A 222-nucleotide genomic window follows, 5' to 3' on the forward strand; every position below is an offset into this window, starting at 1 on the left:
TGGTGATGGTCTCACCGTTGCTCAGGGTCACCTTCATTTCGGTGCCAGCCGGGTTGGTCAGGGTAGCGGTGTAGACGATCTGGCCGCCTTCCTGGACGGTGCCAGTGGCAGTCAGGCTCAGCCCGGTGTTATCGAGGTTCGACGGATCGTCGTTCACCACGGTGCTTGGAGTACCAGCGGTTTCCAGCTTCTCGTAGTTGCCACCGGTCACACCAGTGATGC

Annotated in this window: 1 protein-coding gene; it reads right to left on the reverse strand. The window is 60.4% G+C overall.

The window, feature by feature from the left end; genetic code table 11:
* A partial coding sequence (locus F3J44_RS29535; RefSeq protein ID WP_167278024.1) for an immunoglobulin-like domain-containing protein occupies positions 1-222 on the reverse strand: 222 nt, incomplete at both ends.

It is taken from the genome of Pantoea sp. Tr-811, assembly GCF_011752535.1.
In the GTDB taxonomy this organism is placed as follows: Bacteria; Pseudomonadota; Gammaproteobacteria; order Pseudomonadales; family Pseudomonadaceae; genus Aquipseudomonas.